Annotated in this window: 21 protein-coding genes and 2 pseudogenes; 9 read left to right on the forward strand and 14 right to left on the reverse strand. The window is 60.3% G+C overall.

From position 1 onward, the window contains the following. Positions 1-85: 85 nt before the first annotated feature. The gene (gene ilvN / locus CS919_RS00565) at positions 86-592 is read right to left on the reverse strand and encodes an acetolactate synthase small subunit (RefSeq protein WP_099297227.1); all 507 of its coding nucleotides are present in this window, start codon (positions 590-592) and stop codon (positions 86-88) included. Beyond that, the gene (locus CS919_RS00570; RefSeq protein WP_099297229.1) at positions 592-2,502 is read right to left on the reverse strand and encodes an acetolactate synthase large subunit; all 1,911 of its coding nucleotides are present in this window, start codon (positions 2,500-2,502) and stop codon (positions 592-594) included. Before CS919_RS00570 ends, ilvN begins: the two co-directional genes overlap by 1 nt. Before the next feature lie 340 nt (positions 2,503-2,842). Between CS919_RS00570 and CS919_RS00575 the strand changes: the two genes are divergently transcribed. The 3 genes from CS919_RS00575 to ilvD are packed head-to-tail and all read left to right on the forward strand — an operon-like array spanning position 2,843 to position 6,787. Next, the gene (locus tag CS919_RS00575; RefSeq protein WP_099297230.1) at positions 2,843-4,315 is read left to right on the forward strand and encodes a mechanosensitive ion channel family protein; all 1,473 of its coding nucleotides are present in this window, start codon (positions 2,843-2,845) and stop codon (positions 4,313-4,315) included. 44 nt (positions 4,316-4,359) lie between these two features. After that, complete coding sequence (locus tag CS919_RS00580; protein ID WP_099297231.1) at positions 4,360-4,932, forward strand: PH domain-containing protein; 573 nt, start codon at positions 4,360-4,362, stop codon at positions 4,930-4,932. 4 nt (positions 4,933-4,936) lie between these two features. Then, positions 4,937-6,787 carry a dihydroxy-acid dehydratase gene (gene ilvD, locus CS919_RS00585; RefSeq protein ID WP_099297233.1) on the forward strand — a complete coding sequence of 617 codons (1,851 nt, stop codon included), beginning with the start codon at positions 4,937-4,939 and terminating at the stop codon, positions 6,785-6,787. Here ilvD and CS919_RS00590 read toward each other — a convergent pair. Further along, positions 6,784-7,674, reverse strand: coding sequence for a DoxX family membrane protein (locus tag CS919_RS00590; protein ID WP_099297234.1), 891 nt, complete (start codon positions 7,672-7,674; stop codon positions 6,784-6,786). The genes ilvD and CS919_RS00590 overlap by 4 nt on opposite strands. 134 nt (positions 7,675-7,808) lie before the next feature. Between CS919_RS00590 and CS919_RS00595 the strand changes: the two genes are divergently transcribed. After that, a complete protein-coding gene (locus tag CS919_RS00595; protein ID WP_099297236.1) occupies positions 7,809-8,798 on the forward strand; it encodes a glutathione S-transferase family protein in 990 nt (329 codons plus the stop codon). Here CS919_RS00595 and gatB read toward each other — a convergent pair. From gatB to CS919_RS00615, 3 genes are all read right to left on the reverse strand, one after another. Next, positions 8,795-10,312 carry an Asp-tRNA(Asn)/Glu-tRNA(Gln) amidotransferase subunit GatB gene (gene gatB / locus CS919_RS00600; protein ID WP_194187525.1) on the reverse strand — a complete coding sequence of 506 codons (1,518 nt, stop codon included), beginning with the start codon at positions 10,310-10,312 and terminating at the stop codon, positions 8,795-8,797. The genes CS919_RS00595 and gatB overlap by 4 nt on opposite strands. A gap of 50 nt (positions 10,313-10,362) precedes the next feature. Then, positions 10,363-11,301 carry a bile acid:sodium symporter family protein gene (locus tag CS919_RS00605; protein ID WP_099297238.1) on the reverse strand — a complete coding sequence of 313 codons (939 nt, stop codon included), beginning with the start codon at positions 11,299-11,301 and terminating at the stop codon, positions 10,363-10,365. A 458-nt stretch (positions 11,302-11,759) separates the two neighbouring features. Beyond that, positions 11,760-12,788 carry an ATP-dependent 6-phosphofructokinase gene (locus CS919_RS00615; protein WP_099297240.1) on the reverse strand — a complete coding sequence of 343 codons (1,029 nt, stop codon included), beginning with the start codon at positions 12,786-12,788 and terminating at the stop codon, positions 11,760-11,762. Positions 12,789-12,827: 39 nt separating this feature from the next. Between CS919_RS00615 and CS919_RS10790 the strand changes: the two are divergent. Then, positions 12,828-13,073: pseudogene (locus tag CS919_RS10790) on the forward strand (Dyp-type peroxidase domain-containing protein); the annotation flags it as partial. 130 nt (positions 13,074-13,203) lie between these two features. Beyond that, positions 13,204-13,314 (forward strand): annotated as a pseudogene (locus tag CS919_RS10795) (Dyp-type peroxidase); the annotation flags it as partial. A gap of 32 nt (positions 13,315-13,346) precedes the next feature. Here CS919_RS10795 and CS919_RS00625 read toward each other — a convergent pair. Genes CS919_RS00625 through gatC form a run of 5 tightly spaced genes read right to left on the reverse strand, consistent with a single transcriptional unit; the run spans position 13,347 to position 18,148 of the window. Beyond that, positions 13,347-14,708 (reverse strand): DHA2 family efflux MFS transporter permease subunit, encoded by a 1,362-nt coding sequence (locus CS919_RS00625; RefSeq protein WP_234990731.1) that lies wholly within the window; start codon positions 14,706-14,708, stop codon positions 13,347-13,349. A 17-nt stretch (positions 14,709-14,725) separates the two neighbouring features. Next, positions 14,726-15,364 (reverse strand): NUDIX domain-containing protein, encoded by a 639-nt coding sequence (locus tag CS919_RS00630; RefSeq protein WP_099297241.1) that lies wholly within the window; start codon positions 15,362-15,364, stop codon positions 14,726-14,728. Positions 15,365-15,382: 18 nt separating this feature from the next. Then, entirely contained in the window at positions 15,383-16,333 is a 951-nt protein-coding gene (locus CS919_RS00635; protein ID WP_099297242.1) for a hypothetical protein, read from the reverse strand. Next, the gene (gene gatA, locus CS919_RS00640) at positions 16,323-17,831 is read right to left on the reverse strand and encodes an Asp-tRNA(Asn)/Glu-tRNA(Gln) amidotransferase subunit GatA (RefSeq protein ID WP_099297243.1); all 1,509 of its coding nucleotides are present in this window, start codon (positions 17,829-17,831) and stop codon (positions 16,323-16,325) included. The genes CS919_RS00635 and gatA overlap by 11 nt, the downstream gene beginning before the upstream one ends. 11 nt (positions 17,832-17,842) lie before the next feature. Further along, positions 17,843-18,148, reverse strand: coding sequence for an Asp-tRNA(Asn)/Glu-tRNA(Gln) amidotransferase subunit GatC (gene gatC, locus CS919_RS00645; RefSeq protein WP_099297245.1), 306 nt, complete (start codon positions 18,146-18,148; stop codon positions 17,843-17,845). A gap of 73 nt (positions 18,149-18,221) precedes the next feature. Between gatC and CS919_RS00650 the strand changes: the two genes are divergently transcribed. Further along, the gene (locus CS919_RS00650) at positions 18,222-18,884 is read left to right on the forward strand and encodes an ACT domain-containing protein (RefSeq protein ID WP_099297246.1); all 663 of its coding nucleotides are present in this window, start codon (positions 18,222-18,224) and stop codon (positions 18,882-18,884) included. Here CS919_RS00650 and ilvA read toward each other — a convergent pair. Both ilvA and CS919_RS00660 read right to left on the reverse strand, forming a co-directional pair. Then, complete coding sequence (gene ilvA / locus CS919_RS00655; RefSeq protein ID WP_099297247.1) at positions 18,881-20,392, reverse strand: threonine ammonia-lyase, biosynthetic; 1,512 nt, start codon at positions 20,390-20,392, stop codon at positions 18,881-18,883. The genes CS919_RS00650 and ilvA overlap by 4 nt on opposite strands. Positions 20,393-20,426: 34 nt before the next feature. Next, complete coding sequence (locus tag CS919_RS00660) at positions 20,427-21,098, reverse strand: 3'-5' exonuclease (protein WP_099297249.1); 672 nt, start codon at positions 21,096-21,098, stop codon at positions 20,427-20,429. Positions 21,099-21,630: 532 nt separating this feature from the next. On the opposite strand from CS919_RS00660, the gene CS919_RS00665 reads away from it, so the two are divergent. Both CS919_RS00665 and ligA read left to right on the forward strand, forming a co-directional pair. Continuing rightward, entirely contained in the window at positions 21,631-22,959 is a 1,329-nt protein-coding gene (locus CS919_RS00665; RefSeq protein WP_099297250.1) for an HNH endonuclease signature motif containing protein, read from the forward strand. Further along, positions 22,883-24,994 carry an NAD-dependent DNA ligase LigA gene (ligA, locus tag CS919_RS00670; protein WP_099297251.1) on the forward strand — a complete coding sequence of 704 codons (2,112 nt, stop codon included), beginning with the start codon at positions 22,883-22,885 and terminating at the stop codon, positions 24,992-24,994. Before CS919_RS00665 ends, ligA begins: the two co-directional genes overlap by 77 nt. Here ligA and CS919_RS00675 read toward each other — a convergent pair. Beyond that, positions 24,957-25,520 carry a TspO/MBR family protein gene (locus CS919_RS00675; protein ID WP_159460934.1) on the reverse strand — a complete coding sequence of 188 codons (564 nt, stop codon included), beginning with the start codon at positions 25,518-25,520 and terminating at the stop codon, positions 24,957-24,959. The genes ligA and CS919_RS00675 overlap by 38 nt on opposite strands. Between the last annotated feature and the right edge of the window lie 5 nt (positions 25,521-25,525).

The raw sequence follows: 25,525 nt of genomic DNA on the forward strand, positions 1-25,525 counted from the left end.
GTCAATATCTTCTTTTATACCAGCCGCGCGTTTCAGTTGATGGGATGGGGTGTCCATATAGTGAACCTCACTCCATCCGCCAAAACTAGAGCTTCGCTGGGTACATAGCCTTCGGTCCGCGGCTCATCGCCGTGATCGAGGATTCCACCAGCTCACGGATACCGAATGGCTCCAGGATGTCCAGCAAAGCCTGCAGCTTAGACGGAGATCCTGTGGCCTCGATGATCACGGATTCAGCACCCACGTCCACGACGTGCGCGCGGAACAGCTTGGCGGATTCGACCACCTGCGTACGGTTCGTGGCATCGGCGGAAACCTTCACCATCAGTAGCCCGCGGGCCACCGTAGTGTCCGGATCCTGACGGGAGACCTTGAGCACGGGGATCAGCTTGTTCAGCTGCTTGGTAATCTGCTCGATCACCTGGTCTTCACCCTCTAATACGATCGTGATTCGATTGACGCCCTCTACCTCAGTTCGGCCTGAGCTGATGGACAGGATCGAGAACGCGCGACGCGTAAACATCCCCGAGATACGGGAGATGATGCCGTCTACGTCTTCACACAGGATGGACAGTGTATGGACTTGAGACATTAGTTCTTCTCCTCGTTGTCGGTGCGCTCTGCGATCTGGTCCTGGAGATCTTCTTCCATCTCTTCTTTGACGACGCCATGAATCTCCGCAGGATCCTCCCCTGCCGAGGATTCATCATCGAACAGTGGACGTAGATTCATCGCGTACTGGATCTCATTGTTTGAGGTACCAGCGGCAACCATTGGCCAAACCTGCGCGTCCTCACCCACGATAAAGTCGATCACCACGGGACGGTCATTGATCGCTTCGGCCTTGCGGATGGTCGGCTCCACGTCTTCCTTGCGGGTCACGCGGAATGCGGCACAGCCCATGGCCTCCGCCAGCATCAGGAAGTCTGGCAGGTAGTTCTCGCCGGGCTTCAAGTTGGTGTGAGAGTAGTGCTCGTCGTAGAACAGCGTCTGCCACTGGCGCACCATGCCCAGGTTGCCGTTGTTGATCAGAGCGACCTTGATCGGCAGCTTCTCCACCGCACAGGTCACCAGTTCCTGGTTGGTCATCTGGAAGCAGCCGTCGCCGTCGATGGCCCACACGCTGGTCTCTGGCTTTCCGGCCTTCGCACCCATGGCGGCGGGCACCGCGTAGCCCATGGTTCCCAGCCCACCGGAGTTCAGCCAGGTCCGGGGGTTTTCGTAGTCCACGAACTGCGCCGCCCACATCTGGTGCTGACCCACGCCAGCCACGTAGATGGCCTCTGGTCCAATCACGCGAGACAGCGTCTCGATGACGAACTGTGGCGCCAGCTTCTCATTAGGCTGCTCGCTGTAGCCGCGTGGGAAGTCCTCGACCAGCTTGCCCAAGTACTTCAGCCAGCCCGTAGTGTCCGGCCCCTCCAGCTTGTTGGACTTCATCGCGTCGCTGAGCGCCTGCAGTACCTCGCGAGCGTCGCCCACGATCGGCACCTGCACTTCGCGCACCTTGCCGATTTCCGCGGGGTCGATGTCCGCGTGAATAACCTGTGCGTTCGGAGCGAAGCTGCCCAGATGACCAGTCACGCGGTCGTCGAAGCGAGCGCCGATGGTGATCAGCAGGTCAGAGCGCTGCAGCGCGGCCACGGCAGGCACGGTTCCGTGCATACCGGGCATGCCCATGTGCAGTGGGTGGGAGTCCGGGAAGGTTCCCAAAGCCATCAAAGTGGTGACCACGGGGATGTCGTAGGCCTCAGCGAAAGCCATCAACTCACGGTGAGCCTCAGCCTTGACCACGCCACCGCCGACGTACAGCACTGGCTTCTTGGCGCTATTGATCAGATGCACGGCTTCATCGATCTGCCGCGAGTGCGGAGTGGTGACCGGACGGTAGCCAGGCAGTTCGTACTTCGGCGGCCAGACAAAGTCCAGCTCAGCGTTCTGCACATCCTTGGGGATGTCCACCAGCACGGCGCCGGGACGGCCCGTGGATGCCACATGGAAGGCCTCCGCGATGGCTGCAGGAATGTCATCAGGATGGGTCACCATGAAGTTGTGCTTGGTGATGGGCATAGTCACGCCACGGATATCAGCCTCCTGGAAGGCATCCGTACCGAGCATGTGCTGGCCTACCTGGCCGGTGATGGCCACCAGTGGAACGGAGTCCATGTTGGCGTCGGCAATGGGGGTGACCAGGTTCGTGGCACCAGGTCCGGAGGTGGCGATACACACACCAACGCGACCGGTCGCCTGCGCAAAGCCCGTTGCTGCATGGCCTGCACCCTGCTCGTGACGGACCAGGATGTGATTGAGCTTTTCGGAGGAGTAGAGCGCCTCGTACAGTGGCAACACTGCGCCGCCAGGCAGACCAAAGACAACGTCTGTGCCCAGCTCTTCGAGGGAGCGGACAACAGCTTCTGCGCCGTTAATGCGCTCGGGTCGCTTGCCGCGAGAGTTGTTCGCCAGGATGGCTGGTGTGGGTTGCGAGCGTGATGTGTCAGTCACGTGTCATTCGCTCCTTGGGTCAATGGTCTTTGTCGAAGAGGACGGCAATCAAAAAGCCCCCGAGTAACCGAGCGAGTCGGTACCGAGGGCGCGGTGTGTATTCGAGGATCTCGAGTGAGGGTTGCGCCCCTCAGCCTACGAGTACGCGAATAACTAGGTTGCTCATCATGGTTGTCATCATAACTAGCGGTGCTGTGTCATGCAAGTCACTGAGCACAACTTTCCCAAACTATGAACGTCACTATCCCACTAGGTGACCACTTAACACCGTGAAATTCAGCGTTTGCCAAGCTCATTCCAAGAGTGTGACTCACTGAAATTTTTCATTACGGTGGAGCGCATGAATGTGAAGTTTTTCCTCTACGAGGTCTGGGGATGGTTAATCCACCACGGCATTCCCCTCACTGCTCTCGTGCTTACAGCGATCCTCATCCCACGCTTGGGACGCTTGGCGATGCGCATGGCCGAGCGCCAGCTCTCCAAGGGCGAAGAGGCAACCAAGACCCGCCTGGCGCTGATTGGCGCGCTGGTTTACGTGGTAGAAGCTGTTGCCTTCTTCTTCATCGTCATGGTCGGCCTCACTAACTTGGGCGTTCCCGCCATGGGCGCGGCATTGCCCGCCACTGTGGTTTCTGCTGCCATTGGTTTCGGCGCGCAGAACGTTATTGGTGACTTCCTGGCTGGTTTCTTCATCATCTCGGAACGCCAGTTCGGTTTGGGAGATTACGTCAGCTTCGATGGACCCAGCAATCCCGTCGAGGGCACGGTGGTAGCGATCACCCTCCGCGCCACCCGCTTGCGCACCCCGTCCGGCGAGATGGTCAACGTCCCTAACGGCACCACCGGCGTGATCACTAACTTCTCTCAGGAGTGGTCCCGTGCTGTTGTGGACATCGAAATTCCAATGAAGCACGGCGAGTCCATGGCCGAGCTCACCCGCGGCGTGGAGCAGGCCGCTCAGCATGCCGTCCGCGATCCTGAGGTCGCCAAGGATGTCACCGATCAGCTGGACGTTTTGCCTGCCATGAGCTTGGTTCAGCCCGCGACCGCCGGTCAGCCGTGGTCGGTGCAGTTCCGTATCACGGCTGACGTCAATCCTGCGCGCCAGTGGGCCGTGGAGCGTGCTATTCGTGCCGCGGTGGCCAATGAGTTCTGGGAGCGTATGCAGCATGCGCCCGCGTTCGGTCCTTCTTCTTTTTCCGACGCCACCACCCCCGCCGATTCCGTCTCCGCCAACCGAGACGAGAACGCTGCCCTTACTGAGCAGGCAAGCGGTTCTGAGCCTAAGGACGATGGCCCAGGCTCCCCGTCAAATCACACGTTCGATCCGCAGCGTCCCGGTCGGCGACGTGACGAGCGCGGCGACATTATTGTTGGCGAGGAAGACTTCGGCGATTCCCTCGACGAGGCAGCCTTCGAGCGCCATGATTACGACACGAAGCTCAAAAACTTCTTGAGCATCGGTGGTCGCACTCGCGTGTCTACTACCCTGCTGTTCATTGCGCTGATCTTCGTGGGCGGGCTGGCACTGGCGGCGTCGAATCCAGAAGGCGGCCAGGCAGGCCTGCTCAACCCAGCTCGCTGGCAGTCCACAGAGGAAACCACGGAGATTTCCGAGACCACCCCTTCTGCTACTGAGTCTGAGGTAATGGAGACGCCGACCGAGGAACAACCTCAGTACACCGAGCAACCAACGGACACAACTAACCAACAGACCTATGAACAGACGCCTCAGAGCGAATCGAGCCAGCAACAGCCTGACTCGTCCACCCAAGAGCAATCGACGGCGGACAACACCCAGCCCTCGCAATAGCACCTGATTCAACAACCACAGACCAACCTGTTTAAATAGCAACCATGAGCGCAAAGGCAAAAAGAAGCACTCCACCTACTGCAGGGCCTGGAGTGAAGTGGCGTGGCGACACGGTGTACCTCTCCCCGAGCCGCGAGCATTTGCTCGGCGTGGCTTTCATGGTGGTGCTGTGTCTGATCTTTGCGGGATTCAAGTTCTCTTGGTTCTTCTGGGTTCCACTGCTACCGCTGATCTTCCTGGCGTGGACTTTTTACGTGCGAACCACGGTGGGGCCTCAGGGCATCGCTACCCGCTACGCCCTGCGCAAGAACCGGAAGATGAGCTGGAATAAATTTTCCGGTGTGCAGTTTAATAAGGCAGGTAAGGCCTACGCGGTTACTCACGAAGACGGAGCCGACGACACCCGATTCTGGCTCCCGGGAGTAACCTTTAATTCGCTGATCACCCTCAGCGTGGCATCTGACGGCCGAATTCCCGATCCGGTGACCCCGGGACGAGAAGCCGCAGATCGCAAGGTGCAGGTTGTCCACAAGGATGGCCACGCAGTGCTGATGGACAAGGACGAATACGCTGAATACGAAGCTCAGCGTCGCGCCGAAGTAGAGAAGAGTGACTAAAACGATGAACGCAATCCCATTGAGATCCGCTGTAACCACCCAGGGCCGTAACGCTGCAGGCGCACGCGCACTGTGGCGCGCCACGGGCATGACCGACGCGGACTTCGACAACAAGCCCATCATCGCCATCGCGAACTCGTACACGCAGTTCGTGCCGGGTCACGTGCACCTCAAGGACGTTGGCGACATCGTGGCAGAGGCCATCACTGAAGCCGGTGGCGTGGCACGCGAATTCAACACCATCGCCGTGGATGACGGCATCGCCATGGGTCACGCGGGCATGCTGTACTCCCTGCCTTCTCGTGAGGTCATTTCCGACGCCGTGGAGTACATGGTCAACGGTCATGCCGCGGACGCACTGGTGTGCATCTCCAACTGCGACAAGATCACCCCGGGTATGCTCAATGCCGCAATGCGCTTGAACATCCCCGTGGTGTTCGTCTCTGGCGGACCGATGGAGGCCGGCAAAGCCGTGGCTGTTGATGGTGTGGTGCAGGCTCCCACTGACCTGATCACCGCCATCTCTGCTTCTGCATCGGACAAGGTGGATGCGCAAGGACTGTTAGATGTGGAATCCGCCGCTTGTCCTACCTGCGGTTCCTGTTCCGGTATGTTCACGGCAAACTCCATGAACTGTCTCACCGAGGCTCTGGGGCTTTCCCTGCCGGGCAATGGTTCTACTCTGGCAACTCAGGTGGCCCGCAAGGAGCTTTTCCGTAAGGCCGGAACCACCATCGTGGATCTGTGTAAGCGCTACTACGGCGAGGGCGATTCCTCCGTGTTGCCTCGCAACATCGCCACGCGCGAGGCCTTCGAGAACGCCATGGCTCTGGACATGGCCATGGGCGGTTCCACCAATACCGTGCTGCACATCTTGGCCGCTGCCGAAGAGGGTGAAGTGGGCTTCAACCTGCAGGACATCGACGATCTGTCCAAGCGTGTTCCATGCTTGTCCAAGGTCTCCCCGAACTCCGATTACCACATGGAAGACGTGCACCGCGGTGGTGGCATCCCCGCCATCTTGGGCGAGCTCTACCGGGGCGGAAAGCTCAACGAGGGTGTGCACAGCGTGCACTCCAACACGCTGAAGGAATGGCTGCTGAACTGGGACATCCGTTCCGGTGAGGCGTCCGAGGAAGCCATCGAGCTCTTCCACGCCGCGCCAGGTGGTGTGCGCACTACTGAGCCATTCTCCACTAGCAACCGCTGGTCGTCTTTGGACACGGATGCAGCTGAAGGTGTCATTCGTGACGTCGAACATGCTTTTACGTCCGACGGCGGCTTGGTCATCCTCCGCGGCAACCTCGCGGAAAACGGCGCTGTGATTAAGTCCGCTGGCGTGGATCCATCGGTGTGGCACTTCGAGGGAACCGCGTTGGTCGTGGAATCTCAAGAAGAAGCAGTACGCGTGATCCTGGACAAAAAGGTTCAGCCTGGCCACGTGGTGGTTGTGCGCTACGAAGGTCCCGCCGGTGGCCCGGGCATGCAGGAGATGCTGCACCCCACCGCTTTCTTGAAGGGCGCTGGCCTGGGCAAGAAGTGTGCGCTGATCACCGATGGTCGCTTCTCAGGAGGCTCCTCGGGAATCTCCGTGGGCCACATCTCCCCCGAGGCTGCTCACGGCGGACTCATCGGTCTGGTTCAGGACGGCGATCCGATCCTGATCGACATCCACGAGCGCCGCTTGGAGCTGCAGGTCTCTGACGAGGAAATCGCGCGTCGAAAGGAAGAGATGGAGTCTCGCGACAAGCCGTGGTCTCCTACCACTCGCCAGCGCACGGTGACCAAGGCTCTGCGCGCCTACGCATCTATGGCTACGTCTGCTGATCGCGGCGCAGTCCGCGAAGTTAACTAAGCGGTTAGGAACCACAGCGCAGCCAGCGCGCCGCCGGCGATGATGGCAAAAAGCCAAGCGGATGCCAGTGGTCGAGTGGCCCATCCACGGGAGCGATCAAAGGAGATTCGCCCAGGGCCGGTGAATAGGATAGCCACGGCGACCGCAGCGAGGATCGCCCACATCTGTACTTCTGTATCGAGAGCGGATGGCCAGTAGCCACCGTCCCACTTGCGGAGGAAGTGCAGGGCGAAGAAACCGGCAACCACGGCCCCGATCGCGGCACCAAACGGGGTCAGGAGGCCGAGGATCAATAGTCCGCCGGCAACCACCGCACCCGCGGAGAGTCCCACGGCCAACAGATCCGCATGGGAGTGATCCGTCAGGTGACGTTCCAAAACGTTCAGGCCGCCGTTGCCGCCGAATGCGAATAGCGTCTGCAAGCCTTGGACCAGCAGCAAGCCGCCCACAACGAGGCGCAGGAGCAGCAGACCAAAGCCGAGGGTGCCGCGCTTTTCCCGCACGGGCTTGTCGGTGGCAACCTCTGGCTCCGCAGCAGCAGCGGGTACCACGGGAGTTTCGCCCGTGGTCTCTGTTGCACTGACCGGGACGGCCTTCGCAGGCTCCGCGAACGCCGGATCCTCACGGATGACTGGTTCTGGCGCTGGCTCCGGTTCAGCGGCTGGCGCTACCTCCACTGATTGAGGTTCCGGCTTCGCCGCCTCGATGCGCTGGGGACGGGCTCGTCCGGTCATGGTGTACGGGTCGCGTGGCTCCGGCTTCTTCTCGCGCTCGGCGTCACGGCGGTAGACGGGGACATCGATGTCAGAGTTGGCGTCATCGAAAAATTCGCTGTCCGCCTGCGTCGAGTTCGGATTGCTGTCACGGGAATTCGATGAATTATTCACGCCCCTAGCCTAAGTGCCACATTTGTACAGTGGCAGGAAGCAAGGTCGGCGCGTCGAAACTCGCAAATGGTTGACGTATCAACTAAATCCTACGTAGGCTGGAACTACATCACCTCAACCACAAGGAGTCCCCCATGGCCTACGTTGCCACCGGCGGTAGCTACGACCGCGACATGAACTACATCGACGACCGCGCACAGCCTGCAGCGGACACGTACCGTCTCATCGGCGCCCGAGCCTGCCCGTGGGCCCACCGCGCGATTATCACTCGCAGGCTCCTCGGCCTCGAGCAATCCATCAGCCTGGGTTTGACCGGGCCCACTCACGACTGGAAGTCGTGGACCTTCGACCTCTACCCCAACAGCATCGATCCCGTCCTGAAGATGGGCCAGCTGCGCAGCGCGTACCTCAATCGCTACCCGGACTACCCCAAGGGCATCACGGTTCCGGCGCTCGTGGAGATCGAATCCCAGGCAGTCGTCACTAATGATTTCCGCACCATGGTCAAGGACTTCTGCACTGAGTGGACTCATTTCCACCGCGAAGGCGCCCCGAACCTGTACCCAGAAGAACTCCGTGAGGAAATCGACGAAGTAGCCAATCGCGTCTTCCACACTGTCAACAACGGCGTGTACAAGGCAGGCTTTGCAGGCTCCCAGGAGGCCTACGAAAAGGCATTCAACGAGCTCTTTGAATCCCTCGATTGGCTCGAGGAGCGCCTCAGCGATCGTCGTTACCTCGTGGGCAACCAACTCACTTTGGCAGACGTTTTCCTCTACCCCACCCTGATTCGCTTCGACATGGTTTACCACAACCACTTCAAGTGCAATCGGAACAAGATCGCCGAGATGCCCAACCTGTGGGGATACCTCCGTGACCTGTTCCAGACTCCTGGATTCGGCGATACGACCAATTTCCAGCAGATCAAGGACCACTACTTCCTGGTCCACACAGACATCAACCCCACGGGTGTGGTTCCCGTGGGGCCGAATCCTGCGAGCTACTATGCGGCGCACGATCGCACCGAACTCCCGGGCGAGACCTGGGGTGCCAACGGCACCGCGCCTGGCCCTAACCCGTCAGAAGAGAGCTTCTCCGATGATGAGAAGGGCGCTTTCGTCTAGCTCAGTTTCTTGGCGATCAGCTGGTTGACCTGCGCTGGGTCTGCCTTACCGCGGGTTGCCTTCATGACCGCTCCCACAATAGCGCCGGTGACCTTTGTGTTGCCGGCCTTGTACTTTTCCACCACGTCTGGGTTAGCGGCGAGGGCCTCGTCAACTGCCGCCTCGATGGCGCCGTCGTCGCGGACAACTTCCAGTCCACGTTCAGCAACGACCTTATCGACGTCACCCTCCCCGGCAATCACTCCGTCCACCGCCTGACGGGCGAGCTTGGTGGTCAGCTTTCCTTCGCTGACCAGAGCGATTACCAGAGCCACCTGCGCAGGAGTGATCTGCAGCTGCGTGAGCTCTACACCTGCCTCGTTGGCCTTGCCTGCCAGGTAGGAAACCCACCACGAACGAGCTTCGCCGGGAGCCGCACCAGCTTCTACGGTCTCGATGATGAGATCCAGCGCACCAGCGTTGACAAGGTCACGCATCTCCTCATCCTTGAGTCCCCACTCCTTCTGGATTCGGGCACGGCGAATCCATGGCATTTCGGGCAGAGTAGAACGAATTTCTTCTACCCATTCTGCAGGAGCCAGCACGGGTGGCAGATCCGGATCGTTGAAGTAGCGGTAATCCGCCATGGTCTCCTTGGGGCGACCCTTGGAGGTGGTTCCGTCCGTCTCTTGGTAGTGACGGGTCTCCTGGATGATCTCTACATCATTAACCAGGCAGGCGGCTTGGCGCTGCATCTCGAAACGCACAGCCTGCTCTACAGACTTCAACGAGTTGATGTTCTTGGTTTCAGTACGGGTACCGAACTCGGTGGTGCCATTTTCCCGGAGGGAGAGGTTGGAGTCTACGCGCATTGATCCTTGGTCCATGCGGGCGTCGGAAACACCCAGCGCCTTAACCAAATCACGCAGCGCGGACACGTACGCCTTGGCCACCTCGGGGGCACGTTCCCCAGCACCCTCGATGGGCTTGGTGACGATCTCGATCAACGGCACGCCAGCACGGTTGCAATCCACCAGAGACGCGGTAGCGCCGTGAATGCGGCCACCGGCGCCACCGAGGTGGGTGAGCTTGCCGGTGTCTTCCTCCATGTGCGCGCGCTCGATCTCGATGCGCCACTCGGTGCCGTCTTCGAGGGTGACGTCTAGGTAGCCGTCGTGAGCGATGGGCTCATCGTACTGGCTGATCTGGTAGTTCTTCGGCTGATCCGGGTAGAAGTAATTCTTGCGGGCGAAGCGAGAAAACGGCGCGATATCGCAGTTCAGAGCCAGGCCAATCTTGATAGCCCACTCCACGCCCTGCTTGTTCACCACGGGCAGCGCGCCTGGAAGGCCCAGGCTGCAGGGGTCCACGTTGGTGTTTGGCTCGTCGCCAAACTCGGCGGAAGACGTGGAAAACATCTTGGTCTTCGTCGCGAGCTCAACGTGGACCTCCATACCCATTACTGGGTCGAAGCGCTCCAGCACTTCGTCGAAGTCCATCACGTCATCGGAGTAGTCGTAGACAGGCGCAGTCATGCAAGCCATCTTAATACGTCGGCTACATCTTGTAATGCAGTGCCCAACTGTTACTTGCGCATATCGCTATAGCGAACCGTGGCCGCGAGGATCGCGCCGGAGATGTTGTGCCATACGGAGAACACGGCACCGGGAAGGGCTGCCAGCGGATTGATGTACGAGCTGGCCAGGGAAGCCGCCAGCCCGGAGTTCTGCATTCCCACTTCCACAGCCATGGTGCGGCGTGCCGGAATCGGCTGTTTGGTAGCAACGCCAGTCAGGTATCCCAGCAGGTAACCAATCGCGTTGTGCAAAATCACGGCACCGAACACCAGCGCGCCCGCGGTAACGATGTTGCTCTTACTTCCGCCCACCACGATCGCCACGATCGTGGAGATAGCTAGCGCGGATACCCAGGGCAATACCGGCCCCACCAGTTCCACTACCCGCGGAGCAAAGCGTGCGATCACCAACCCTGCAACCACCGGCAGGAGGACCACCTGCAGAATGCTCAGTGCCATCGCCTGCACGGATACATCCATGTACTGCCCTGCCAACATGAGCATCAGCGCAGGTGTCAGCAGGGGTGCTAGAAGAGTGGACACGGTGGTCATCGCTACCGATAGCGCCACGTCGCCGTTAGCCAAGTAGCTCACCACGTTCGAGCTGGTTCCGCCTGGGCAGCAGCCCACCAGAATCACGCCCACGGCGATCTCCGGAGGCAAACTCAGCATCCACACCACGAGAACCGCCACCAGCGGCATGATGACAAACTGTGCCACTACGCCGATGAGCACCGGCAAGGGACGCTTGGCAACCACCACGAAGTCTCCAGGTTTGATGGTTAGCCCCATGCCAAACATGATCAGTCCCAGCAGCGGAGTGACCCACGAGCTCAGGGATGCGGCCCCGTCTCCCGTCAAGTAACCAATTACTCCCCCGATGATTACCAGGATGGGAAAACCAAGAGAACTTAAGATACTGGGCTGAGTAGAACCTGAAGACGTCATGAGACTCAGGGTAGCTTCACGTACTCCGGAAGTTCCGCAGGGCTATCCACTGGCTGCTTCTTGGGGTTCATGTCCACGCGGGTGGGACTCGTAAACGCGCTCCGAGTTCTCGTTGAGCTCGAACACGCGCGCCCCGCGCAAGGTGTTCTGCTGCCACGTGCCGTCGTGCAACCCGTATGGAGCGAAGCCCGTGCCCGGGCAAGTAGTTGCCGGAATCTAGCAACCATATGGCAAACGCGGCACGGTTGCCATGCCTGGAGGAACCCACAAGCAGTTGGGCATCAGAGTGACCGTATTCCCTGTCAGGTGCTTCCGGGTTCAGGTTGTGCTTGTACTGGCGAACGAAATCTACCATGTGGCGTTCGTACACGCCGGTACCTGCATCTTCGTTGGAATCTTCGTCGCGGTTGCCGCAGGTAATGGCCCACGGGATTCCGCGAGTAAACTGCCGGTAACTTTTAGCCAAACAGTGACTGCGCTGTCTCGTAGCGCTTCATCGGCACCTGCTTCAGCGAGCCGATTGCTTCGTCAAAGCCAATCATCTCGATGTGTTGACCCTTGAGTGCGACCACCTTGTTGAAGTCCCCGCGAATACACGCCTTGGTGGCATTGACGGCAAAGCGAGTCGCCAGAACGCGGTCGAATGCGGTGGGCGTGCCACCGCGCTGCACGTGCCCCAGCACGGTGGACCGCACTTCGGTATCCAGGCGGTTTTCAATCTCGCGGGCGATCAGACCGCTCATGTCCTCGAACTTCTCGTGACCGAACTGGTCCACCTCGCGTTCGGCCACATCTAGTGTGCCTTCCTTAGGAAGTGCGCCTTCAGCCACCACGATGATTCCGTATTTCTCGCCCAGCTGGAACCTGCGAGCCATCTTCCGGCACACGTCGTCGATATCGAAGGGCACTTCGGGAATCAGAATGTCGTGCGCACCGGAGGCCATGCCCGCGTGCAGAGCGATCCATCCCACGTGCCGCCCCATGACTTCCACGATCATCACGCGGTCGTGGGATTCTGCGGTGGTATGCAGACGGTCGATGGCATCCGTGGCAACCGCCACAGCGGAGTCGAAACCAAAGGTGTAATCGGTTCCGTTGACGTCGTTATCGATAGTCTTCGGCACCCCCACCACAGGGATGCCGTTGTCCGCTAAGAACTTCGCCCCCTTGAGTGTGCCCTCGCCGCCGATGGGGATCAGCGCGTCGATCTCCGCGTCCTTCAGGTTGGCCTTGATCTGCTCAATGCCGGCCTTGAATTTGTCCGGGTGCAGGCGACCCGTACCGAGGATGGTTCCGCCACGTCGGAGGATCCGGTCGATGTAGTCATCGTCGTACAACTGCACTCGACGGTCCTCCAGCAACCCTTGCCAACCGTCTTCAAACCCCACCACGTTGGCACCGTAACCAGTTGCCGTTCGTACGATGCCGCGGATCACTGCATTGAGGCCGGGGCAATCTCCACCACTGGTCAGGGTCGCAATTCGCATACTTCTCAGTCTAGCGACAACCCTCTGCCTTCGCTGGGTATGCGAGTTATACTCCCGCCACACCATCGCAAAAGGCCTGCCCCGCCCCAGCGCGCTCTGCCTGGTCTCACCCGTAGCGTAGAGTTCCGCGCTCCTGCGGACAATCTTTTGAGCGTGGTGGGAATCGGTAGTGGGTTGTGGGACCGTCTTTTTCCCGACGCCGAACACGCCGCCGTATCCACGCTGGGTGACCTGCTAGCCCACTTGCGAACCAATCACTTGGATATGTGTATCCAGTTGGCAACGTTGATCAGCCAACGCTTGGAAGGCCATGCAGAGGTTGTGGATGAGACGCACGGCCTTAAGTTATTCGATGGGCGAGACCTGCTGGGTGTCGTGGATGGTTCGGAGAATCCAGAATTCGCTGCGGCCGAACATGCCGTTCGGATCCATCGGCGACAAGGAGTTCGGTACCTACTTCATCGGCTATACCAAGAACCTTGGCCGCATCGAGCGGATGCTTCGGAACATGTTCATTGACAATCCTGATCACGACCGCATTCTGGACTTCTCCACTGCTCACACCGGCGGGTTGTTCTTAGGAATTTCTCGACTCGCTGTAGCGCCCCACATGCCAACACCCAGCAGAATCACGGCAGGCACAAGCGAAACGGCGAAGGTTATTCCAGGTGAATCTCCGATGGGCAGTTGCAAAATCAAACCGATGACTGCAGCGCCCGTCACGGAACCTAACTGCCTCGTGGAGTTATAGACACCAGAGCCAGCACCAGCCAAGGAGCCGGGCAAGTCCCGCAAGGTAGAGGTGGAATTCGGTGCCCAAATCAGCGGGCTTGCGACGCCTAAGACCACGTTGGCCAGTAAAATCCACCACACGTCGATTCCCGCTGCAATCATTCCTGCGATCATCGCCACGCCGACGGCCATTAGGCCAAAACCAGTCATCGCCAACGGCCGCGGACTCATCCGGTCAGTCGCCCGCCCCACCAACGGGCTAAGCAGGAAGCTCAGCACCGACATTGGGGTCATTAACAATCCCGCGTACAGCGGATCCAAACCGCGCACCTGTTGTACGTAGAGCATGATGGGGATCATCATTCCGGCAATCGCAAAGCCCATCGTGAAGATGGACACGTTGCCGAAGGTAAACGAACGCCGCTCAAATAGCGACAGTGGAACCAAGGGATCTCTGCCGATGACACGAGCTTGGCGTCGAATGAAAAAGAAGGCACACACCGCAGCAACGGGGAACAGAAGCCAGATCCACCACGCCCGCTGCACCTCTTGGATCGCAAAGATTAACGCGCTCATCGCCAGGATCGATAGCCCAATCGAGACCCCATCGATGGGCTTGTCCGAAGGCTTAAAGCGCGGCACCCACAGGTACACCATCACCACGGATACCACACCGATGGGCACGTTGATGAAGAAGATCCAGTGCCAACTGGCCGCGCTGGTGATCACGCCACCCAGAATGGGCCCGAGCAGGGTGGACAGACCGGCAGTCGCACCCCACACACCCAGCGCGGAACCGCGTCGCTCGCGCGGGAACACCCGATTGATCACGCTCATCGTCTGGGGGCTCAACAATGAGGCGCCCAATCCCTGCACCGCGCGAGCAGCTATGAGTTGTTCGATAGAGCCCGCTAGGCCGCACCACAGAGAAGCCACCGTGAAGAGCGTCATGCCCGCGATGTAGAGGCGTTTCGGCCCCCACCTGTCCCCCAAACGTCCCGTGACCAGTAGCGGAACGGCAAAGCACAGAAGGTATACCGATGTGATCCATACGATCTGCCCGTAGTCAGCTCCAAGGTCTTTCTGAATCGCAGGCGTGGCCACCGTGACGATTGTCTGATCCAGCAGGATCATGAAAAAGCCGATGCACAGCGCGATGACACAACGCCATGCCTGGGGCAAAGCCAAAGGTAGAGCGGGATACGTCACTTGGCACTCAGCCGCTTCAGCTCCCGGCGCAGAGTGGGCAGCGCGTCCTTGAACGCGGGAAGAAGATCCAGCTCCTCCAGCTTGTCGATGTGATACCACGCCAGATCCGAAGACTCGCTGGTCGCGGTGAACGCCAGCTGCTCATCGCACTCCGCGATCACTGTGGTGTAAGTCCACTCTTCGGCGAAGTTCTCATCTTTGATTTCCCACCAGCCGTGGTTGCCCAGTCCGATGATTCCCTGACCGCCGTGGTCTGGGTGGAAGACCTCGTCGCCCAATTCCACACGCTCCAACAGTGCCTTTTCCGTCAACGGCTCCCGTCGCAGCACGTGCGAGAGCGGGAACTCCGCAGTCACACACTCTCCGAGAATCTTCACGTGCCCGGATTCCACACACGTTTCCTCCCACGTTTCACGCAAAGCTGCCTCTGCTGCGCTCTCCCCCGGGTTTCGCGCTCCGCCGGGAACAGCCCATGTGCCGCCCCGGTTGGTCCATGCGGCGCGAAGTTGCACCAGCACGTAGTCATCCGGCGAGACCAAAAAAAGCCCGGCGGCTCCGAGCACGCCCCAAAAGCGCGTTCCATCTGCCATGACTGCCCAGCCATCGCCTCGATAATCGTGAGCGTGATTGTCCATGCCCGCCAGCGTAGCTACTTAAAAATGTAAGTGGGAAACGCGCACCCAGCCGGGATCTACAACGGCCTCGCCAGAGTGCTCCTGCGTCAGGCCGTGAAGCGATTCGATGTGTTCACCCGAGGTGTAGAGATGGAACGTGCGCACCCCTGCCAACGTCTCCACGGCCACGAGCCGCGCCCCCTGAACCTCCATGAGCCGATCTTCGAGTTCGTAGAGGTCATCGAGTTCATTTTCGACGCAAGGAACCTCAACACGAACGTGAATGTCTTTGAGGGGATCTGCGAGCGGCTTCAAGGGTGGGCGAACGCGCGCCACGTAATGCTCTTCGCCCTGGTGGGACTCGAATACCACCCAGTTGCCTTCGCCTTCTACTGGGAAGCGGGCTTCCAGCTGGGCGACGGCGGCCTTGGCGTCGGAAACAAGAAGCTCCGGACCAGGGTGCTGGATCCAGTCGATCTGTCCGACCCACAGTTCCACGTTGCGCTCGCCGAGCACGCTATCTAACAGTACGAATCCCAGCTGTGCTAGCGACGGTTGGGTGTCCTCGCTGAGCTGCTCGAATGCAGGGTGATGCATGCCGATGTTGAGTACCGATTGGCCGGGTTCGATGGTGAAGCGGAGGTCGCTGGATTTTACATCGAGATCGCCCATGAGGATGCCGCAGTCATCCTTGGGCAGGCGTAGATCGGAATATGCCCACGTGGCATCCGGTGCGGGGGCGGCGTCCAACCATCGACGCGCGGGGCCGCGGAACTCGGCCACGCCTTCGGAGGTCACCGTGAGCTCAAACTCGGAACTCTCGCCGGAGGAAAACTCGAACGTCAACCCCGGGGCGATGGCCTGGACGCGGTCGGTTAATTCGGCGAACACTGCCTCATCCTGCGGGATCTCCTCGCGAAACATCTTCGCGAGCTGTTCCGCTGCACTGCCGTTCCACCAGGTCCAGAATTCCTGGACTTTATCGTCCACGACCAGCCTCGAACGCAGCACCGACGCGGTACAGACGATCGTCGCCGTGTGCCGGACCCATGATCTGCAGGCCGGTTGGCATGTTGGTATCGCTGGCCATGCCGCCAGGAACGGACATTCCGCATACTCCAGCGAGGTTTAGCGGCAGGGTGAACAAGTCGAACATGTACATCGCTAGAGGATCGTCGATCTTCTCGCCGAGCTTGAACGCGGTGGACGGGGTGGTCGGTGCCACGATGGCGTCGACCTTGTTGAAGGCCTCCTGGAAATCGCGGGCGATGAGATTTCGCACGCGCTGTGCCTGCAGGTAGTAGGCATCGTAGTAGCCCACGGACAGAGCGTAGGTGCCCAGCATGATGCGTCGCTTGACCTCGGGGCCGAAGCCTTGGGCGCGGGTGAGGCTCATGACCTCGTCGGCGGAGTGCGTTCCGTCATCGCCTACGCGCTGGCCGTAACGCATTCCGTCGAAGCGGGCCAGGTTAGAGCTGACCTCACACGGCAGGATCAGGTAGTAGGCGTTCATGGCGTGGTCGAAGTTCGGGCAATCGACCTCCACCAGCTCCGCGCCTTGGGACTCCAGCTGTTTGAGGTTGGCATGGTAGGCCTCCAGCACGCCTGGCTGCATTGCCTCGGTGCGCTCGAACTGCTTGACCACGCCCAGCTTCACGCCGCTGAGGTCGCCGGAGGCGCCAGCCTTAGCGGCACCCACCACGTCCGCGATGGGGCGCTGGGAGGAGGTGGAATCGTTACGGTCATGACCTGCAATGACAGAGTGCAGCAGCGCGGTGTCCAGCACCGTGCGCGCGGTGGGGCCACCCTGATCCAGGGAGGAAGCGCAAGCAACCAAGCCATAGCGGGACACTGTGCCGTAGGTGGGCTTCACACCCACGGTGTTGGTCAGCGCGGCAGGCTGGCGGATGGAACCGCCCGTGTCCGTGCCGATAGCCAACGGAGCCATACCTGCGGCCAGCGCTGCGGACGAACCGCCGCCGGAGCCACCTGGGGTGCGCTCGAGGTCATAAGGATTCTTGGTGGAGCCGTATGCGGAGTTCTCCGTGGAGGAACCCATCGCGAACTCGTCCATGTTGGTCTTGCCCAGGATGGGAATTCCGGCGGCGCGCAGCGACATGGTGACGGTCGCGTCATAAGGGCTTATGTAGCCCTCAAGCATCTTGGAGCCACAGGTAGTGGGCGCATCCGTGGTGGTGAAGACGTCCTTCAGCGCAAGCGGCACACCGGCCAGCGGGCTAGTAGGGGTCTCCCTCGCCGCCAGGGCTTCGTCCACGGAGGTCGCTGCGGCGATGGCCTCGTCCGCACCGACGTGCAGGAAAGCGTTGATGTCTCCGTCGATCTCGCTAATGCGGTTGAGGTGCGCTTCGGTTACCTCGACGGAGCTGATTTCGCGAGCGTGGATCTTTTCCGCCAGGTCAGCGGCAGTCCACGTGGTGTAGTCCGCGCTATCTTGTGCGCCGACGACATACTGGTTTTGGGCAGACATGGAATCTCCTGTTAGTCGGCGAGGATCTGGGGAACTTGGAAACGCTGCTGGTCGCTGGCGGGCGCCTGGTCCAGGGCCTGCTCGGCGGTCAGCGAGGGGATCACCACGTCGTCACGCATCACGGATACGTCGCCGTCCACGTTTTGCGTGGGGTGGCTCAGTGGCTGCACATCGGCAGTGTCCACGTCCCGAATGGCGGCCACGTGGTCGACGATTCCGTCGATCTGGGTGGCGTATTCCTCTAGTTCGGCATCGCTCAAGCTCAGGCGGGCTAGGCGGGCCAAGTGTGCTACGTCATCGCGCGAAATCTCAGACATGCGTTTTAGTTTAGCGATACTTGGTTGGGGTGCGGTCTCACGGGGTGTCTGGGAGATGGCTAAACTCGGGCGCATGTCTTACCTCATGCGCGTTCGTATGCCCGATGCCCCCGGTTCCCTGGGACTGCTGGCTGTCGCTTTGGGCAACGTGGGCGCGAATATTATTGGCGTGGATATCGTGGGGCACGATGCTGACGGCGTGGTTGTCGATGACATCATCGTCCAGCTGCCCAGCCAGCATCTCCCGGACGCACTGATCACGGCCTCCCAAGAAATCGCCGGTGTGTACGTGGATTCCATCCGTCCGTATTCGGGAACGGTGGATCGTCGCGGCCAGGTGCAGATGCTTGCTGCCGTTGCTTCCCGACGCCACGATGTCAATCAAGCGCTGGACATCATGATGGACGGTTTGCCTAAGTCCATGACTGCGGGCTGGGCGATTGTTTTGCGCAGCGAGCCCACCACCACCCGCGTGGCGGCTTCCGCTGCGGCACCAGCTGATAACGGCAAGGTGTTGGATTCTGCCCCCGTGACCGAGACCCGCGTGCTCAACCCAGAGCGCGAGGAATGGATCCCGGATAACTGGACGGTCATGGACTCATCCTTGGCCGCGACCCCCATAAAGGGAACGGACCTGCTGCTGGTCATCGGCCGCCCGGGTGGTCCGGACTTCCTGCTCTCCGAACTGGAGGGACTGGAACAGCTGAGCACCATCGTGGGCGCGTTCTTCAACTAGCGCATAAAGAAGCGGTACGCCGGGGAGTCCGTGACATCCTTGAAGTGGTATCCCAGCTGCTCTAAGTGATGTTGGAACTCGGGATCATTCTCCACGTTCTCAAACGCGGCGAGGATACGGCCGTAGTCCATGCCGAAGCTACGGTAGTGGAACGCCGTGATATTCCATCGGGTGCCGAGGATCTCCAGGAAGTGCTGCAGAGCACCGGGATGCTCTGGGAACTCAAAGCTCAGCGTGTTTTCTGATACCTCTACCGGCGGCTGCCCACCGATCATGTAGCGAACGTGCTCCTTGGCCATCTCATCTGTGGAGAGGTCCACTACCCCGTAACCTGCGGCCTCCAAGTCCCTCGTGATGGCCTCGCGCTCCTGGGAGCCTTGCTTGAGCTGGACGCCCACGAAAATGCGCGCGGAATTGCGGGAACCAACGCGGTAGCTGAACTCCGTGACCGCGCGTCCACCCAGGACTTGGCAGAACTCCAAGAACGCGCCTTCGCGCTCGGGGATGGTCACGCCGAAGATGCCCTCCCCTCCTTCGCCAATCTCCGCACGCTCGGAGACGTAGCGCAGGGAGTGGAAGTTCATGTTGGCGCCAGAGAGCACTGCGGCGAGCGTCTCGCCTTGGATGCCATGCTCGTGCACGTAGCGCTTGAGGCCAGCCAGTGCGACTGCGCCGGCTGGTTCGGCGATGGCGCGGGTGTCGTCGAAAATATCCTTGATCGCGGCACTGATCTCATCGGAGGTGACGGTGATGACGTCGTCCAGAAACTCCTGGCACACCCGGAACGTCTCCGCACCGATCTCGCGCACGGCCACGCCCTCGGCGAACAGGCTCACATGATCCAGCGGGACGGGATGTCCGGCCTCGAGGGCGGCGCTCAGGCACGCGGACTCCACCGGCTCCACGCCGATGACTTGGATCTCGGGGCGCAGTTGCTTGAGCAGCACGGCGATGCCTGCGGCCAACCCGCCGCCGCCAACGGGGACGAATACGCGGTCCACATCCGAACGGTCCTGGAAGATCTCCAGGCCGATCGTGCCCTGACCAGCGATGACGGCTTCGTCGTCGAAAGGAGCGACCCAGACCATGCCGTCAGTTTCGGACAATTCCATGGCCTTGGCCTTGGCCTCGTCGAAGTTGTTGCCGTGCAGCAGCACTTCTCCCCCGAAGCCGCGCACCGCGTCTACCTTGATGCTCGGCGTAGTAACCGGCATCACGATAATGGTCCGGATGCCCAGCTCGGTGCCGGACAAAGCCACGCCCTGCGCGTGATTGCCAGCCGATGCGGCTACTACCCCGCGTTGCTTCTCGGACTCGCTGAGCTGCGCCATCCGGTTGAACGCGCCGCGGATCTTGAAGCTGTGTACGGTCTGCAGGTCTTCACGCTTAATCAACACCGAGTTGCCGCTCCGCATGGACAAGCTATTCATGCTCTCCAGGGGCGTGTGCTTGGCGACCCGATACACGGGAGCTGCCACGATGCTCTTCAAGTAGTCTGCGCCTGTCATGGAAGACAATCTTAGCTACGTGGCTTAGTGAGCGTTAACTCGCAATCGGCCAATTGTTATTAACAGATGTATTTTTCCCCTGCTTTTCGAACCACGCCTGCAGCTCCACTTGCGATTGGTAGTACCACGTGGATTGCGCCAGCGTCAGCTCGTCCGAAGTCATCTCCACAAGCTCAGGAAATTCCCGGGTGAGCTTCCACGCCACGCGAGCCGCCGCAACGGCATCGGCCGTGGCCTCGTGCGCATTGTCCAGAGGCACGTTGTAGTGTGCGCACACATTCTCCAGCGTGCGCTTGCCCTTACGGAACTTGTTCTTTTCCTTATCGACGACAAACGGATCAAACACCGGCCCATCTACCGTGAAGGAGGGTTCGAGTGCCCGTAGGACGCTGAGGTCATATGTCGCGTTGTAGACGATGAGAGTTGCCCCGCCCTCCCACCCTTGGCGGATGCGGCGGATGGTTTCGGCGAGCACTTCATCGTGCGGCTTGCCATGCTCTCTGGCGTATTCCGTGGTGATGCCATGCACGGCGGAGGCTTGTTTCGGGATTTCGATCCCGGGATCTGCGAGCATTTCCAGGTCATCGCGCTCTTTACCACGAATACTCACCAGGGCACTGGTGACGATTTTTGCCGTTTGTGGATCGACTCCTGTGGTTTCGAGGTCGAAGCTCAGCATGTGGCTTGGATCAAAATGCCCGTTCATGTCCCCCACTCTATATGGGGCTTAGACAAGCATGTCGTCGGCAATACGATCAGTGTTGTCCGCTTCGATGAACAGTGCTTCGTCGTCGCCGAAGAGGTAGTTGTTTGCGGAGGTGTCTGGGAAGAGAAACATTGTGGTGCTCCTTGTTTGGGTTGGTGTCAGTTGGACGGTTTTCACGCTAAAACCAACTGGCGCCGCACGTCGACCCTGGACCCCCAGATAATTTCATCAGTAGAGCACCATTTTTGCAGCTCACGCCAGATCATCGACACCCCAGTTGTTATGTTTCCCCGAATCACCCACTCCCCCTTCTGTGGCGCAGCGCACACGTATAACCACTGGTGAACTGATGTTTTCATGGTTACCTCACGAGGAACTTCCACTTTTGGAGTTCCTAATGACAGCCCCTCTCTATGCGCTATAATCGAACATGCGCTCTAATTTAGCGGGGGATTTTCAGGACTTGTCTCGCGCGTGAATACTCTGTTTTTCAACACCTCATTCACCACCACATCACGTCCTCGGGGGACTCGTGAACACAGACCAACCGTCGTGGCGCGTCTGCGACGCCACCGATCCACTCAGCCTCGCCACCATCCAACGCAACATACTCGACCTCGCCATCGCCTCAAGCTGCCTTCCCGATTGGGAAGAATGTGTCGATGACGTGCGCTCCCGTCTCGCCGTCCGCATGGGTCTGACGGAAACAGTCGCCATGTATTTTGTCGACGCCAGCCTCATGCTCACCCGCTTTCCCCTCCTCGCCCAGCATCTGTCTGATGGGCACATGTGCTTTGACTCCGTGCGGCGGCTAGCCGAGTATCTCGAAGCCGTGCCTGACGAGCTCGTTTCTACGGTTGAAGAGGACCTACTCAAGGAAATCGCGCCGAAGAAACCTCAGCAGTCCGTCCCCACCGGCCGCCGCTTGCGTGCAATTTGCGAGCGGATCATGGACAAACGTTGCCCACCTGCGCGCCCTAAGGAGGAGAAGGATTCGCCACCTCCACCTCCGGATGAGCGAGATCCGCTTCTGCACGTCGATGCCCGCAAGGACACGGTCACGGATTTCATCCTTCGTCTCAACAAGGCCGAAGCGCACGAGGTGACCCTCATGCTGGACTACGTCTGCCGCGAGCAGTTTTGCGACCGTGGCGCAGCCTTTATGCGATTGCTACGCGGAGAGTCCCGCCCGGAGATCACGCTCAACATCTACCGCTCAGCAGACAGCGAAGACGGACAGATTCAAATAGCTGGTCACTGGCTGCACCCGCTTATCTCCCAAGACTGGATGCGTCGGGTCACCCACGTTTTCGCGCCTGGCTGGGCACGATGCGAGGGATACCAACCCACGCTGGGCATCCGGGCGTCGGTTATGGGACGCGACGGCCACTGCCGCTTCCCCGGCTGTGACGTCCCCGCGGAGCGCTGCGACCTCGACCACGTGCAGCGCTGGGAGTCCGTTACCTCAACCGACAATCTTCACTGCCTTTGTCGCACCCACCACCGGCTTAAAACGGCTGGTCAATGGGATGTCACGCTCCGCCGGGACGGTACGGAAGAGTGGACGTCGCACGGCGATGGACACACGGTCGTTACCGAGCCAGGCGGCGTGCTGCAACGCGAAACCTTTGAACACCGAGCGGTTCGCCGCACCAAGGTACTCGCGGATTACAACCAGCAGCGGGTCATCAATGAGGAGTGGAATTCTCGGGTAGCTGGTGCTGCCCGGATGGCAGCAAAGTTGGATGCGAAGGCAGACGAGACATCACCTTCCCAGGTCATCGATGCTCTCGCCGCCGCGTACGAAGACAAATACGGCCCACTCCCCTCCAAGCTCCAGCGAGTATTCAGCTGCGGATAGACTCAGAAAGGTGACTAACTACGCAGAACAGTGGCAGCAGTTGGCGGACGAACTGCGCACGCACCGCGACCGCTACTACTACGGTGACCCCACGATCACCGACGAGGACTTCGACGCTCTGCTGCGCCAGCTCAAGCAGCTAGAAGAAGAGCACCCCGAAGCTATCACGGGCACCAGCCCCACCGAGGAGGTTGCCCCTGCCCCGCCGGAATCCAGCCCGTTCCGCAACGTCGACCACCGCGAGCGCATGCTCAGCCTGGACAACGTCTTCGACAAGGAGTCGCTGCAGGGTTGGCTCGACCGAACCCCGGCGAAAACGTATCTCACCGAGCTAAAGATCGACGGCGCCTCCATCAACCTGCTCTACGTCAACGGAAAGCTCGAGCTCGCACTGACCCGCGGCGATGGCACCACCGGCGAAGACATCACCCACAACGCCCGCACCCTCAAAGACATCCCCGACCAGCTCAGTGGCGACTTCCCCGAACTCGTGGAAATCCGTGGCGAGGTATTCATCACGGTCGAGGATTTTGCCACGATGAACGCCCAGCGCCAGGCCGAGGGCCTCAAGATGTTCGCCAACCCCCGCAACGCTGCGGCGGGTGCGATGCGCCAGAAGAATCCCGAAGATACTGCCAAGCGCCCACTGCGATTGATCTGCCATGGCATCGGCGCGCGCGAAGGTTTCAACGTCTCCAGCCAGCACGAGGCGTACAAAGCCATCGAGTCCTGGGGTCTGCCTGTCAGCCCGTATACCAAGCAAGTTCACACGGCGAAGGAAGTCGTTGACCAGGTCACGTACTGGGGCGAGCACCGCCACGACGCCGCCCATGAGATGGACGGGCTCGTCATCAAGGTGGACTCGCTGGACGAGCAGCTCGAACTCGGTACCACTAGCCGCGCTCCACGCTGGGCGATTGCCTACAAGTACCCGCCCGAAGAGGCGATGACCACCCTGCGCAATATCCGCATCGGCATCGGTCGCACCGGTCGCGCCACGCCGTATGCCGTGATGGAGCCCAAGTACGTCGCTGGCTCCACGGTGTCCATGGCCACGCTGCACAACCCCACGGAGGCCCACCGCAAGGGAATCCGCTTGGGCGATACCATCATGATCCGCAAAGCGGGCGAGGTCATCCCGGAAGTCCTGGGCCCCGTGGAGGATGCCCGCGACGGCTCCGAACTGGAGTTCGTCTTCTCCAGCATCTGCCCAGAATGCGGCACCTCGCTGGCCCCCACCAAAGAGGACGACGCAGACTGGCGCTGCCCCAACACCCGCTTCTGCCCTGGTCAGCTACACACTCGCCTGACTTACCTCGCCGGACGTGGCGCTTTCGATATTGATGCGCTGGGAGAAAAGGCCGCGTACGACCTCATCCACTCAGGGGTGCTCACCGACGAATCACGCCTGTTCAGCCTCACCCGCGAAGACCTCGAGCGCACCTCCGCGTACTCCACCAAGGCTGGCAACCTCAACAAGTCCGGCGAGACGCTGCTGGAGAAGCTCGAGGCTGCCAAGACCGTCGACCTGTGGCGCATCATCGTAGCACTATCCATACGCCACGCAGGTCCCACCGCAGCAAAAGCCCTGGCCAGGCACTTCGGTTCCATCGAGGCTATCCGCAACGCCTCCGCCGAGGACATGTCCGGCATCGAGGGCGTGGGCCCGATCATCGCCCAATCCGTGGCAGATTGGTTCACCGTCGATTGGCACCAGGAGATCGTTGATCGATGGGAGGAGGCTGGGGTTCAGATGTTTGTTCCCGACGCCGACTCTTCCGCTGATCTCCCCTCCCTAGAAGGTTTGACCATCGTGGTGACGGGCTCACTGGAAGCGTTCGACCGCACTCAAGCCAAGGAAGCGATTGAGGAGCGCGGCGGGAAGGCATCGGGAAGTGTTTCGAAGAACACGGACTACCTAGTGGCGGGCGAAAAGGCTGGCTCAAAACTCACCAAGGCCCGCGATCTCGGCGTGACGGTGCTAGATGAGGAAGGCTTTAAGAAGCTGCTCGCCGAAGGAATTCCGGCCGATTAAGCCACCAGATGGACCCAGTGAGGACGGTCGCGAAGCCCGTCCACGCCACATAGGGTCCCAGCGCCAAGGCGCGGGTAGGCTCCACCTGGCGGCTGCGCAGCATCAGGTCCATGGTCGAGCCGAAGAGCAATGCGGACTCGATGGTGGATAAAAACGGTGCATGGCCGCGGAAGAAGAGCAAGCTCCACCCCGCGTTCAGTGCAATGTTCGCGCCGAAAGATTCCTTGAGCTCGGTGAAGTGCTGTGCCTTGCCTTCGCGCTCCTCAAGGTCAGCGAGGCTATGCCCCACAACATGCCCGGTGGCCAGGAAAATGGGGTTCCATACCAGCGGAAACACCCAATTCGGCGGCTGGATGGCCGGCTTTATTAGGCTCCGGTACCACGTAGAATTCGGATCGGTGGCGACGATCCCGATGCCCGCGTTTGCGGCGATGGCCAAGGCGGTCGCGGTCAAGGTGCGGTGACGTCGACGCTGCTTGATGGGGCCGGTCTGAAACTTGTCGATGAATGAAGCCAAGGGGTTCATTGGCA

Origin of the sequence: Corynebacterium dentalis, from assembly GCF_900232865.1 — a bacterium.
In the GTDB taxonomy this organism is placed as follows: domain Bacteria; phylum Actinomycetota; class Actinomycetes; order Mycobacteriales; family Mycobacteriaceae; genus Corynebacterium; species Corynebacterium dentalis.

What these genes read in the sequence shown, in the direction of transcription:
- gatA (WP_099297243.1), bottom strand. Translation starts at nt 17,831, where the DNA reads ATGTCTGCCCAAAACCAGTATGTCGTCGGCGCACAAGATAGCGCGGAC.
- CS919_RS00660 (WP_099297249.1), bottom strand. Translation starts at nt 21,098, where the DNA reads ATGAACGGGCATTTTGATCCAAGCCACATGCTGAGCTTCGACCTCGAA.
- gatC (WP_099297245.1), bottom strand. Translation starts at nt 18,148, where the DNA reads ATGTCTGAGATTTCGCGCGATGACGTAGCACACTTGGCCCGCCTAGCC.
- CS919_RS00595 (WP_099297236.1), top strand. Translation starts at nt 7,809, where the DNA reads ATGGCCTACGTTGCCACCGGCGGTAGCTACGACCGCGACATGAACTAC.
- CS919_RS00650 (WP_099297246.1), top strand. Translation starts at nt 18,222, where the DNA reads ATGTCTTACCTCATGCGCGTTCGTATGCCCGATGCCCCCGGTTCCCTG.
- CS919_RS00675 (WP_159460934.1), bottom strand. Translation starts at nt 25,520, where the DNA reads ATGAACCCCTTGGCTTCATTCATCGACAAGTTTCAGACCGGCCCCATC.
- ligA (WP_099297251.1), top strand. Translation starts at nt 22,883, where the DNA reads ATGCTCTCGCCGCCGCGTACGAAGACAAATACGGCCCACTCCCCTCCA.
- ilvA (WP_099297247.1), bottom strand. Translation starts at nt 20,392, where the DNA reads ATGACAGGCGCAGACTACTTGAAGAGCATCGTGGCAGCTCCCGTGTAT.
- CS919_RS00580 (WP_099297231.1), top strand. Translation starts at nt 4,360, where the DNA reads ATGAGCGCAAAGGCAAAAAGAAGCACTCCACCTACTGCAGGGCCTGGA.
- CS919_RS00605 (WP_099297238.1), bottom strand. Translation starts at nt 11,301, where the DNA reads ATGACGTCTTCAGGTTCTACTCAGCCCAGTATCTTAAGTTCTCTTGGT.
- ilvD (WP_099297233.1), top strand. Translation starts at nt 4,937, where the DNA reads ATGAACGCAATCCCATTGAGATCCGCTGTAACCACCCAGGGCCGTAAC.
- CS919_RS00615 (WP_099297240.1), bottom strand. Translation starts at nt 12,788, where the DNA reads ATGCGAATTGCGACCCTGACCAGTGGTGGAGATTGCCCCGGCCTCAAT.
- ilvN (WP_099297227.1), bottom strand. Translation starts at nt 592, where the DNA reads ATGTCTCAAGTCCATACACTGTCCATCCTGTGTGAAGACGTAGACGGC.
- CS919_RS00630 (WP_099297241.1), bottom strand. Translation starts at nt 15,364, where the DNA reads ATGGACAATCACGCTCACGATTATCGAGGCGATGGCTGGGCAGTCATG.
- CS919_RS00575 (WP_099297230.1), top strand. Translation starts at nt 2,843, where the DNA reads ATGAATGTGAAGTTTTTCCTCTACGAGGTCTGGGGATGGTTAATCCAC.
- gatB (WP_194187525.1), bottom strand. Translation starts at nt 10,312, where the DNA reads ATGACTGCGCCTGTCTACGACTACTCCGATGACGTGATGGACTTCGAC.